The sequence below is a fragment of the Dorea sp. AM58-8 genome, from assembly GCF_003464045.1.
Classification (GTDB): domain Bacteria; phylum Bacillota; class Clostridia; order Lachnospirales; family Lachnospiraceae; genus Claveliimonas; species Claveliimonas ammoniilytica.
The window spans coordinates 202,282-214,602 of sequence record NZ_QSDM01000002.1; the positions used below are offsets into that span (position 1 = coordinate 202,282).

A 12,321-nucleotide genomic window follows, 5' to 3' on the forward strand; every position below is an offset into this window, starting at 1 on the left:
AGGTCAGATTGAAAAATAAAAAGACAGGTTTATGAGATAGACAAATCGGATTTGGAGGTATATACAATGAGAAAATGTCAAAAGTGCGGAGCAAGCATGAAATTGGATTTGAGACTTAAAGTTAGCGGCGGTGGTTATGGGATTGTTGTTCGTGTAGATGAAAAACAAAAGGCGACAACTATAGATGATGTTAGAGTTGCAGTTTGCCCAGAATGTGGATATACAGAAATGTATTTAGAAGATTTATCGAAATTGAAGGATTAAGAGACAAATTCAGTTTGTTTTATTGAATAAAATTATATTTGATTGAGTTGATTAAGAGCGGCTATTGCCTGTGAGAGGAAGCCATTACAACAAGGTTTACTCCGGTAGTTTGAAGAATGGTGAGGGTTTCGACAGCATCTATGAACGATTTGGTCTGTATCATCCTGATGACTTATATTCGTCATTCAAAATCAAAAACAGGATTTTCAAGATTTAAGCTGCATAAAAACTGCCAGCAGATAAATTTCTGCTGGCAGGAAAAATTTATATTTTTTCAATTGTCTACTTGACGGGAAGCAGTTCAGTTCACTTCACGACAGCTCCTTTTTCTCTATTATTTATTCGTATTATCTGCATCAATTACAGATTGAATCTGTTTCATCAAAGTATCATAGTTATCCTGGTTATCAATTCCACCGAGCATAGGATCACCCACAATATTACCATTTCTGTCAACTAGTATTGTTGTAGGAAATGCCATAATACCGGAGGCGTATTTGCCTGCATCTGAAGTAGAGTCAATGGAGAGATTGCGATATTTGGCACCCTGACTTTCGAGAATGGATGCTGCTTCTTTAATGGCAGATTTATTTTCGTCGAAGGTTTCGGTGTTGATGCCTATTACTTCGCCTCCCATTGCCTTAATGGCATCGTTCAATTCGTTAAGCTTAGACAGCTCAGCAACACAAGGTTTGCAGCCGGTAAACCAGAAATTAACGACAGTTACTGCATTTTTGGAAAACAGGCTTTCATCAACAGAATTGCCATCATAATCTTTGCCGGAAAAATTCTTAAAAGGAGATGCATCGTCGGAAGTGTTTTTCTGGCTATCTGATGCGGCATTTTTCTTTTCGAGTTCTGCGATCTGCTCCTCGATTTTTCGTATCGTTTCAATATCATCTGTAAGTATTTTCAGTTCGTCATCTGTAAAAGAATCTTTGTTTGATTCAACTGTGTCAGCCAGATAATCCGCATAATTTCCGTTTGGATCAGCAGCGCTTTTATTCATCATGCCAAATGCTTTGTCCCATACGTCTTTATGATCTGCAAAGAGCTGGTTTTCCTGCTGATACAAATCATCCAGTTTCGTATTGGAACCGTCAGAAGAGTCTGTGCTGGATTCAGTCTGGGTATTCTGAGAATTTTCAGTGTCTGAAGTTTTGTTTCCGTTGCATGCTGTAAGTAATAATGCTACGCAGAGTGTAAAAATAGAAATAAATGTTCTTTTTGTTTTCATGAATAATTGCTCCTTTAAATAATAGTATTAAGATGAATGGTTACCCATAAACTCATAGTGGATGGCATCTTTCGGACAAGCCTTTATACAGGCTCCGCATCGTATGCATTCTGGATGGTCTGGAGTTTTACACACATCGACATCCATTTTGCATGCCGTTGAACATTGGCCGCATCCGACGCATTTGCTGTTCTCAACTTTGATCGAAAGAAAGCTTACCTTATTAAACAATGAATAGATTGCTCCAAGAGGACAAATCCATTTACAGAAGGGTCTGTAAAATATAACACTTAACACAATAACTGTGATTAGAATAACGCATTTAAAAGAAAAAAGCGTTCCCAGTGCAGACCGTATAGCAGCATTTCCAAGTGAGAGAGGTATAGCTCCTTCCAAAACGCCTTGCGGACAAATGTATTTACAGAAGAATGGATCACCCATTCCTATTGAGTTCGTTACAAACATTGGAAGAAGTATAACGAAAATAATAAGAATGATATATTTTAGGTATCTTAGCGGTTTCAGGCGGGCTGTAGAAAATTTTTTCCCCGGGATTTTATGAAGCAAATCCTGAAACCATCCAAACGGGCACAAAAAACCACATATAAATCTTCCAAGTGTCACACCGAGCAAAATAAAAAAACCGGTTATGTAGTATGAAAATTTAAAGCTGGATGATCCGATAACCGCCTGAAAGGCTCCGATCGGGCATGCTCCCGTTGCAGCAGGACAGGAATAACAGTTTAATCCCGGTACACATACTGTTTTAGCATTGCCCTGATATATGGTTGCTTTAAACAAATTGGGAATATGAATATTGGTGAGCAGCGTGGCACCTGCCTGTATCCATCCGCGTATTCCGGCTATTTTTTTTGACAGTAAATTCTTTTTCTTATCCAATTCCGACACACTCCAGACATAGTTTTATTGCTTTACCAAGCACGACAGCTGCTTCACCCCTGATTACACCATAGCTAACCATAGTTATACTTGTGATGAGCAAAACAATTTGAGATGATTTTTTGCATTTCAAGTTTTTATTACTCCTTTCGTTTGTTGTATTTGTTGACCAGCTGACATTGGTATTATACAATAGCTGGTGTAAAATTATTGTTAAGAAACAGGTGAAAGAATCTTGAGATTATTAATAGTTGAAGACGAGAAACAAATATGTGATACGGTTGCAAAAAGAATGTATGATATTGGGTACGAGGTGGATACCTGTTATGACGGAGAGGATGCTCTTGAATGCATTCTGGCAGAGAATTATGATTTGATTGTTCTGGATCTGAATCTGCCCGGCATGGATGGGATGGAGATCCTAAAGGAACTTCGGCAGATGAATGAGGAGACAAAGGTTCTTATATTATCTGCAAGGGGGCAGATTGCGGATAAAGTTGAAGGACTGGATGCAGGGGCAAATGATTATATGGAAAAACCATTCCACTTGCAGGAACTTGAGGCACGTATCAGAAGTCTGACAAGAAGGAAATTTGTGCAGAAGGATGTATGCCTGGAAAGCGGCGAGATAGAATTCAATACGATAAAGCGTGAGGCATATGCAAAAGGGGAAATGATTTCTCTGACAAGAAAAGAAAAGGGTATTTTGGAATATTTACTTCTTAATCTGGGAAGACCGGTAAGTCAGGAGGAATTGATGGAGCATGTCTGGGATGCATCTGCAGATAGTTTTAGTGGAGCTATCAGAGTACATATGTCTTCGCTGCGAAGAAAGCTTAAGTCAGTGCTTGGATATGATCCGATTATGAACAAGGTAGGAGAAGGATATAAAATAAGAGAGGAGTCCGATCAATGAAACGAATGTCACTGCAATGGAGGCTTACCTGCATAACTACATTATGCATTGCGATCATATGTGGCTGTCTGACGATGTTTATTTATAAAAATGGTGTGTATTATATGGATTCGCTGCAAGAGGCCGTTGATGCCCGGGAAGATGATAAAGAGGGGGATTCAGAAGAAATATACATCAGCATTCCGGAGGATAAGTGGGATGAGTTTGCAAATGATTTTTCTGTTCAGGTGTACAATAATAAGGTAGACTACAAAAGAAACAGTTTGATTATTTCAGCCTTACTGGCTCTTCTTGGAGGGGTAGCTACATATTTTATAAGTGGGCATGCACTCAGACCAATCAATGAGTTTTCAGATAAAATCGAAGAGGTACAGGCACAAAATCTGGCAGCTTCACGAATAGAAGAAAATAAGATTAAAGAGCTGAATCAGCTTAGTGTTTCATATAACAAGATGCTTGAACGACTCTCAGATGCATTTGAGATACAGAGACAATTTACTGCAAATGCGGCACATGAGCTTCGAACCCCATTATCTCTGATGCAGGTACAGCTTGATCTATACAATTCCACCCGACATCCGGATCAGGATGCAGACACATTACAGACGATAAAGATGGTTACGGAACAGAATGACAGACTCAGCAAAATGGTAAAGACGCTGCTTGATATGAGCGAGCTTCAGACAGTAGGGCGGGATGAAAAAATTATAGTTGACGCTCTTATTGATGAAGTATTGGAGGATCTGGAACCGCTCGCACAGGAAAAGAATATAAAACTGATTGGGAAATGTAAGGATATAACGATGATTGGAAGTGATATCCTTATTTACAGGCTGGTATACAATCTTGTTGAAAATGCTATAAAATATAATCATTTGGACGGACAGGTTACAGTAACAGCATACCAGAAGGAAAAACATATTTATCTGTCAGTAGAGGATACGGGAAGCGGAATTCCTGAAGATCTAAGAGAGCGCGTGTTTGAACCGTTCTTTCGTGTGGATAAATCCAGAAGCAGGGAGCTTGGCGGTGTAGGACTTGGACTTGCGCTGGTACGGGAAATCGTGCGAGTACATGATGGCAGTATTACGGTCAGAGCCAATCCGTCCGGGGGGACAATTTTTGATGTGATGTTTACTCAGGGATATATTTAACCATTCGTTGAAAAACGTTAGAGATTTTAGTATACTATAAAAGAACTTAGAGCATTTGAAAGAAGGGAATGATTAAGATGGAATGGAAGAATTTTGACTTGCTTGAGTCTTATAAAAAACTTGAAGCAATGAAAGAACCTGTCAATGTAAAAGAACTCATGGCCGGAGAGAATGGTGCAAAACGTGTAAAAGAATATCAGATGCCGATGGCCGGCGGAATGACATATTGTTATGCTGCTAAGCAGGTTGATGATAAATTACTTGAAGTTTTGCAGGAGCTCGCTGATGAGGCAGAACTTGCAGATAAATATAAAGCATTGTACAACGGTGCTGTAATTAACACAGGTGAAAAGAGACTGGTTCTTCATCAGCTGACACGTGGACAGCTTGGTGATGATGTTGTGGCTGATGGTATTAATAAGAGAGAATTCTATGTTGCCCAGCAGACAAGAGCGGCTGAATTTGCTAATAAAGTACATGCCGGTGAGATTGTGAATGAGAATGGTGAGAAATTCACTACAGCAGTACAGATCGGTATCGGCGGAAGTGACCTTGGCCCTCGTGCGTTATATTTAAGCCTTGAGAACTGGGCAAAGGTCAATGGCACCCATAAGATGGAAGCCAGATTCATCAGCAATGTTGATCCGGATGATGCATCAGCAGTGCTTGCATCTATTGATGTTGCTCATTCAATTTTTGTACTTGTGTCAAAGTCAGGAACAACTCTTGAGACATTGACAAATGAAGCATTTGTTAAAAATGCTCTTACAAGTGCAGGACTCGATCCGTCTAAGCACATGGTTGCCGTTACAAGTGAGACTTCACCACTCGCGGGTAATGCAGACTATCTCGATTCTTTCTATATGGATGACTTTATCGGAGGAAGATATTCCTCTACATCAGCTGTTGGTGGCGTGATCCTTTCACTGGCGTTTGGACCGGAAGTATTCGGACGAATTTTGAAGGGATGTGCAGAGGAAGATGAGCTTGCAAAGAATGCAGACATTAAGAAGAACCCGGCAATGTTAGATGCATTGATCGGCGTTTACGAGCGTAATTTCCTTGGATACAGTTCTACAGCAGTGCTTCCTTATTCGCAGGGATTAAGCCGTTTCCCGGCACACTTACAGCAGTTGGATATGGAGTCTAACGGTAAGAGTGTGAACCGTTTTGGAGAAAAGATTGATTATGTGACAGGACCGGCGATTTTCGGTGAGCTGGAACAAATGGTCAGCATTCGTTCTACCAGCTCCTGCATCAGGGAACAGGAATTATTCCACTTCAATTTGTGGGATTTAAGCATAATCAGATGGACAATGATGTAGTGATCCAGGGAAGTACGAGCCAGCAGAAACTCTGTGCAAATGTAGCAGCTCAGATTATGGCATTTGCCTGCGGTAAGGATGATGAGAACCGTAACAAATACTTTGAGGGCGGAAGACCATCAAGTATCATCGTAGGTGATCAGCTGAACCCGGAGACACTGGGAACACTGCTTGCACATTTTGAAAATAAAGTAATGTTCCAGGGATTTGTATGGAACATCAACAGTTTTGATCAGGAAGGCGTTCAGCTCGGTAAGGTGCTTGCGAAGAAAGTGCTTGCAAAAGAGACAGATGGAGCACTCACGGAATACAGTAAATTACTTGGAATCTTTTAAATGAAAAGATAATAATAGTAACATTTATAAAAGTCCAGACAGCAAAACATGAGACCAATCGTATTTGTGTTGTTTGGACTTTTCTGAGTTCGCAAAAGGAGAAAGATTATGTCGAAAAATATGATTTGGATTACGGGAGCAGATGGTCATGTAGGGACAGCGCTCCATAAAGTACTTCCGGAACACGGATATCATGTACTGTGTACGAATAAAGAAGATGTCGATGTGACAGATATGGACGCAGTGCGTCTCTATGCAGAAATGAATCGCCCGACGGTTATTATCAACTGTGCAGCATTGACAAATCCGTCAGAATGTGAAGCAAATCCGGAAGAAGCGTATAAGGTGAATGCAATTGGTGCAAGAAATCTTGCGACCGCGGCAGAACGTCTGGGTGCCAAGCTGGTCCAGATGTCTACGGATGATGTGTTTGATGGCGACAGCGAAGTTCCGTATAACGAATTCGATAATCCGGTGCCGAGATCAATTTACGGCAAGTCCAAGCTTGCAGGAGAGCAGATGGTCAGTAGTCTGTGTACCAGACATATCATTATCCGTTCATCCTGGGTGTATGGAACAGGCGCAGATTTTGTACATGAATTTCTGGAGGCAGATGGCAGGATTGAAGTGGCTTCTGATGAATGCGCAGTACCAACCAGTGCAAAAGAACTGGCGAAGGTGATCATGAATCTGATAGACGGTACGAATTATGGCATTTTCCATATTGTGTGTACCGGAGGTCCGGTCAGCCGATATGAGTATGCAGTTAAGTTAAAAGAACTGACTGGAAAAGATATCGAGGTGAAAGAGACAGCAGGACAGAAGCATGTACGTCCGGTGTACTCACTCTTAGATAACATGATGCTGCGTATCTGCGGACTGGAAGAGCCGGCAGACTGGGAAGAGAGCCTGCAGGAATTCTTGAAAGAAATGAGATAAGGAGAAAGACAGTGAAAGAGAAAAAGAAAAAAATCAGTCTCACGACGCAGATATTTGCAGCATTGATTCTGGGATGTCTGTGTGGTGTACTCATGCATTACGTTGTACCGTCTGGCTATGTGAAAGACACTGTATTTGTAAATGGGATATTCTATGTAATTGGTAACGGATTTATCCGTTTGATGAAAATGTTGGTAGTTCCACTGGTATTTTGTTCATTGGTATGCGGAAGTATGGCAATGGGTGATACGAAAAGTCTTGGAAAGATTGGTGTGAAGGCGTTACTGTTTTATCTGGTGACTACAGCCCTTGCGATCAGCGTGGCCCTTGCTGTAGGACATTTGATCAATCCGGGTATTGGTCTGGATATTTCGGGAATGGAAGCTGTTGAGACATCGACGGCAGAGGCGGTCAGTACCGCAGATACAATCCTGAATATCATTCCGGAGAACCCAATCGCAGCACTGGCAACCGGAGAAATGCTGCAGGTTATCGTGTTTGCGTTATTTGTGGGAATTCTGATCGCAAAGCTTGGAGAACGTGTGGATACGGTGGCTAATTTCTTCTCTCAGTTTAATGATGTGATGATGGAAATGACAAGCACGGTCATGCTTGCAGCTCCGATCGGCGTATTCTGTCTTATTGCAAAGACATTTTCCGGAATTGGGTTCAGTGCATTTTTGCCACTTGCAAAATACATGATCGGAGTATTGTTGGCGCTTGCAATTCAATGCTTTGGTGTATATCAGATTTTGATGAAGGTATTGACTGGTCTGAATCCAATGAAGTTCCTGAAGAAATTTGCTCCGGTTATGAGCTTCGCATTTTCAACAGCAACATCAAACGCAACGATTCCGTTGTCTATTGAGACCCTGGACGAGAAGCTTGGAGTATCCAGAAAGGTAAGTTCTTTTACCATTCCGTTAGGAGCAACCATTAATATGGACGGAACAGCGATCATGCAGGGCGTGGCGGTTGTATTTGCGGCACAGGCGTATGGAATTGTGCTGAAACCGGCAGATTATGCAACCGTTATCCTGACAGCGACGCTTGCTTCAGTCGGAACTGCGGGTGTGCCGTCAGTCGGTCTGGTAACGCTGTCGATGGTATTTGCATCGGTAGGACTCCCGGTAGAAGCAATCGGTCTGATCATGGGAATCGACCGTATTCTGGATATGAGCCGTACGGCAGTTAATATTACCGGAGATGCTGTGTGTACGACAATCATAGCACACCAGAATAAGCTGCTTGACAGAGACATTTTTAATGCTGATCTGAAAAAGCAGAACTAGGAATTTAGAAATGTGAATAAAACTGGGACATAATGAAAAGACTTGCAATTTGGTATCAGATTGTATATGATAAAGGTGGTTAGTAGGTACTAACCACCTTTTTTGTGCAATAAGCTGCTATGCAGAAATCGTGCTTGCACGAATTTCTATATGGCGGCCAATGTTCATCGAGCCGACAGGCGAGATGACATTGCTTGCACGTCGAGTAGGTGTCGGCCTAATCGATTTTTGATGTATAGTTAGCTGCAACTAATTTGTGGAGAGGAAGAGTTATGTTTTTAGAGATCAAAGGAATTACAAAGCATTTTGGCGATGGAGAAAGTCGTGTAAATGTGCTGAAAGGCATTGATGTGAGTATGGAAAAAGGAGAGATATGCGTGCTTCTGGGACCGTCAGGATCGGGTAAGTCTACGCTGTTGAATATCCTGGGGGGGATTGATCAGGCAGATGACGGATACATTGCTATCGATGGGGAACGGACGGGTGATATGTCAGAGAAAGAACTGACTTTATATCGGAGAAAGCATTTGGGATATGTGTTTCAGATGTATAATCTGATCCCGAATCTGAGTATCCGGGAAAATATAGAAGTTGGTGCATACTTAAGTGACAATCCGCTGGATGTCGATGATCTGATGAAGACGCTTGGATTGTATGAACACCGGAATAAATTACCGAATCAGTTATCAGGAGGACAGCAGCAGCGTACCGCAATTGGAAGAGCAATTGTGAAAAATCCGGATATTCTGTTGTGTGATGAGCCTACAGGTGCGCTGGATTACCATACATCCAAGGAAATATTACAGCTGATCGAAGATGTGAATAAGAAATACGGTAATACGGTCGTGATGGTTACCCATAATGGGGAAATTGAGCATATGGCTGACCGGGTTGTAAAACTTCGTGATGGAGTGATCCGCACGAATTATATGAATGAGCACAAGATACCTGCAATGGATCTGGAATGGTAGGTGGTGAGCGATGAAGAATCCACTGAATAAAAGGCTTCCGCGAGAACTGAAAAGCGAATTTGGTAAATATCTTGTACTGTTTATTTTTCTGGCAGGGATGATCGCGCTGGTGTCCGGGTTCCTGGTGGCCGATGGAAGTATGCTTAAGGCATATGAACAGAGCTTTGAAAAGTATAATATCGAAGATGGTAATTTTGAACTGGATGAAGAAGCGTCAGATGGTACGCTGCAGAAAATCGAACAGGATGGCGTAACTGTATATCCGAATTATTATATTGAAGAAGAGACGAAAGATGTAGACAGTACGATTCGAATCTTCAAACCTCGTACAGATGTTGATAAGGTTTGTCTGATGCAGGGAAAGATGCCGGAGAAGGCAGATGAGATCGCAATTGACCGTATGTATGCAGATAATAATGAATTGAAGGTTGGAGATGATCTGAAAGTCGGTAAGCAGTCATTAAAAATCACCGGACTTGTAGCCTTGTCTGACTACAGCGCTTTGTTTTCCAATACATCGGATATGATGTTTGATGCAACCAAATTCGGGGTAGCAATTATGACAGAAGATGGCTTTACTACATTAGACGACACACATATTCACTATAGTTATGCCTGGAAATATAATGATCCACCGAAAAATGATACAGAAGCCAAGACAATGGGAGAAGATTTTCTGAAAAAACTGGCAAAAAGAGGAACGATTGTGAATTATATTCCGGAATTCGTCAATCAGGCAATTATATTTACGGGTGACGATATGGGAGGAGACAGTGCGATGTTTACTGCTTTTCTGTATATCGTAGTAGCAATTATTGCATTCGTATTTGCGATTACTACCAGTAATACGATATCCAAAGAAGCGACTGTTATCGGTACACTTCGGGCATCCGGATATACAAAACGAGAACTGATCCGGCATTATATGACGATGCCGGTGATCGTGATGTTAGCTGCGGCAGTAGTCGGAAATATACTGGGCTATACTGTACTGAAAGGTTATATGGCTGCCATGTATTACGGCAGTTACAGTCTGCGACCTATGTGACTATATGGAGTGCAGATGCGTTTATCAAAACAACATTGGTTCCGATCCTGATCCTGATGTTGATCAACTACGTGACCTTGCGCAGCAGCTGTCGATGTCACCGCTCAAATTTATGCGGAGAGATCTCAGCAGACGAAAAAAGAAAAAGATCGTACATCTGAGCAGTCGGATTCATTTTGTTACAAGATTCCGGTTCAGAATCATTTTCCAGAATGTACCGAACTATATTACGATATTTGTCGGTGTATTTTTTGCCAATCTGATCCTGTTATTCGGCTTGATGTTCAGTCCGCTCTTAGCTCACTTTGAACAGGATATAACACATAGCATGCTATGTAAATATCAGTATGTGCTTCAGGATATGGATAGTGAAGAATTCTCAGATGCACCGGATGGCACGATGACCAATGTGTTATATAAATTTTATACAGATTCACTGTTGGCTACGTCCACAAAAGGGGCAGAAAAATACAGCATAAATACATTAAAGACACAGGAAGGCAAGCTGAAAAGCGAAGATGTTATGGTATATGGAGTCAGCCCGGGCAGTGCGTATGTGGACATTGAATTCCAGAATCCGGATGATATTTATATATCCAATGCATTTGCGGAAAAACACAATATACATGTGGGTGACAGTGTTACACTGGATGAGCCGTATGATGATAACGATTATACATTTAAGATAGCGGGAATTTATACATATCCGGCATCCATTGCAGTCTTTATGGAACAGGATCAGTATAATAAAGTATTCAATAAACAGGAAGGATACTTTAACGGATATTTCTCTGATAAGAAGATTACGGATATCAGTGATGAAATGGTATCGACGGTCATGACCAAAGACGATCTGGATAAGACATGCAGACAGTTGGAAGTATCTATGGGAAATATGATGGTATTATTCCAGGGATTTGGTGTGATCATGTTTGTACTTATCATTTACCTGTTGTCCAAGATCATTATCGAAAAGAATGCCCAGTCCATATCCATGGCAAAGATCCTGGGATACACGAATCATGAAATTAACCGTTTGTATATCACAGCAACGACCATTGTAGTAGTATTGTCGTTGATCCTTACAATTCCGTTGGCAAATATTACGATTGAGGAGATATGTAAAGCTGCATTTGCTCAGTTTTCCGGATGGCTGCCATATTATGTACCAGAGATTACCTTTGTGAAAATGTTTGCGGCAGGAGTGATTGCCTATGCACTGGTAGCATTATTCCAGATACGGAAGGTGAAACGGATTCCGATGACAGATGCACTGAAAAATGTAGAATAAGAAGCTGTAAGGCAGAAAGAGTACTTCGAAAGAGGTGCTCTTTTTGCAATTTCAGAAGGGATTCAAGCTTTTAATCAATCGGAAACTATGCTAACATTAGGATAGTGTATGGAAGGAGAGGGAGTAATCATGCGGGAGCAATTGACAAAAAGTGATGTAGAGAAGATACAGGAAGAGATCGAGTATCGGAAGCTTGTGGTCAGAAAGAATGCGATCGAGGCGGTCAAAGAAGCCAGAGCGCACGGTGATCTGAGCGAGAATTTTGAATATCATGCGGCAAAAAAAGATAAGAATCAGAATGAGAGCCGTATCCGTTATCTGGAGCGTATGCTGAAGACTGCGGAAGTAATCGATGATTCATCTGCGGATAATGAAGTGGGTATCAACAATACGGTAACTCTTTACTGTGAGGATGATGATGAGACGGAAGTATATAAGCTGGTAACCTCGGTCAGGGGAAGTTCACTGAATGGACGCATCAGCATTGAATCACCGATGGGGAAGGCACTGCTTGGACACAAAGAAGGTGACAGGGTGTATATCGAAGTACAGCCGGGAGCCGGATATTATGTAGTAATCAAAGAGATAGATAAAACAGGAGAAAGCGAAGAAGATACGATTCGTAAATTCTAGGATATAAAGAATACGA

At 41.4% G+C, this 12,321-nt stretch carries 12 protein-coding genes and 1 pseudogene; 10 read left to right on the forward strand and 3 right to left on the reverse strand.

Annotated features, from left to right (window positions below; translation table 11 throughout):
- The first annotated feature begins 66 nt into the window (after positions 1 to 66).
- Complete coding sequence (locus DXA18_RS02750; protein WP_118382556.1) at positions 67 to 264, forward strand: zinc ribbon domain-containing protein; 198 nt, start codon at positions 67 to 69, stop codon at positions 262 to 264.
- A 334-nt stretch (positions 265 to 598) separates the two neighbouring features.
- Here the strand turns inward: DXA18_RS02750 and DXA18_RS02755 are convergent, their stop codons facing one another.
- From DXA18_RS02755 to DXA18_RS17265, 3 genes are read right to left on the reverse strand one after another with little or no spacing between them, the layout of a single operon-like run.
- Positions 599 to 1,501, reverse strand: coding sequence for a TlpA disulfide reductase family protein (locus DXA18_RS02755; RefSeq protein WP_118382557.1), 903 nt, complete (start codon positions 1,499 to 1,501; stop codon positions 599 to 601).
- A 27-nt stretch (positions 1,502 to 1,528) separates the two neighbouring features.
- Positions 1,529 to 2,401 (reverse strand): 4Fe-4S binding protein, encoded by an 873-nt coding sequence (locus DXA18_RS02760; protein ID WP_118382558.1) that lies wholly within the window; start codon positions 2,399 to 2,401, stop codon positions 1,529 to 1,531.
- On the reverse strand, positions 2,394 to 2,534 hold the full coding sequence (locus DXA18_RS17265; protein ID WP_118382559.1) for a CD1871A family CXXC motif-containing protein: 141 nt from the start codon (positions 2,532 to 2,534) through the stop codon (positions 2,394 to 2,396). Before DXA18_RS17265 ends, DXA18_RS02760 begins: the two co-directional genes overlap by 8 nt.
- 159 nt (positions 2,535 to 2,693) lie before the next feature.
- On the opposite strand from DXA18_RS17265, the gene DXA18_RS02770 reads away from it, so the two are divergent.
- From DXA18_RS02770 to greA, 9 genes and pseudogenes are all read left to right on the forward strand, one after another.
- On the forward strand, positions 2,694 to 3,317 hold the full coding sequence (locus tag DXA18_RS02770) for a response regulator transcription factor (protein ID WP_243007011.1): 624 nt from the start codon (positions 2,694 to 2,696) through the stop codon (positions 3,315 to 3,317).
- A complete protein-coding gene (locus DXA18_RS02775) occupies positions 3,314 to 4,471 on the forward strand; it encodes a sensor histidine kinase (RefSeq protein ID WP_118382561.1) in 1,158 nt (385 codons plus the stop codon). Before DXA18_RS02770 ends, DXA18_RS02775 begins: the two co-directional genes overlap by 4 nt.
- A gap of 77 nt (positions 4,472 to 4,548) precedes the next feature.
- Positions 4,549 to 6,131: pseudogene (locus tag DXA18_RS02780) on the forward strand (glucose-6-phosphate isomerase).
- Between the two features lie 108 nt (positions 6,132 to 6,239).
- Positions 6,240 to 7,070: a dTDP-4-dehydrorhamnose reductase gene (rfbD, locus tag DXA18_RS02785; RefSeq protein ID WP_118382562.1), complete on the forward strand. Its 831-nt coding sequence runs from the start codon at positions 6,240 to 6,242 to the stop codon at positions 7,068 to 7,070.
- An 11-nt stretch (positions 7,071 to 7,081) separates the two neighbouring features.
- The gene (locus DXA18_RS02790) at positions 7,082 to 8,362 is read left to right on the forward strand and encodes a dicarboxylate/amino acid:cation symporter (RefSeq protein WP_243007003.1); all 1,281 of its coding nucleotides are present in this window, start codon (positions 7,082 to 7,084) and stop codon (positions 8,360 to 8,362) included.
- 272 nt (positions 8,363 to 8,634) lie between these two features.
- Positions 8,635 to 9,333 (forward strand): ABC transporter ATP-binding protein, encoded by a 699-nt coding sequence (locus DXA18_RS02795; protein WP_118382564.1) that lies wholly within the window; start codon positions 8,635 to 8,637, stop codon positions 9,331 to 9,333.
- Positions 9,334 to 9,343: 10 nt separating this feature from the next.
- Entirely contained in the window at positions 9,344 to 10,381 is a 1,038-nt protein-coding gene (locus tag DXA18_RS16540) for an ABC transporter permease (protein ID WP_330424365.1), read from the forward strand.
- A 94-nt stretch (positions 10,382 to 10,475) separates the two neighbouring features.
- Positions 10,476 to 11,672, forward strand: coding sequence for an ABC transporter permease (locus tag DXA18_RS16545; RefSeq protein WP_330424366.1), 1,197 nt, complete (start codon positions 10,476 to 10,478; stop codon positions 11,670 to 11,672).
- A gap of 129 nt (positions 11,673 to 11,801) precedes the next feature.
- Positions 11,802 to 12,305 (forward strand): transcription elongation factor GreA, encoded by a 504-nt coding sequence (greA, locus tag DXA18_RS02805; protein ID WP_118382565.1) that lies wholly within the window; start codon positions 11,802 to 11,804, stop codon positions 12,303 to 12,305.
- Positions 12,306 to 12,321 lie beyond the last annotated feature (16 nt).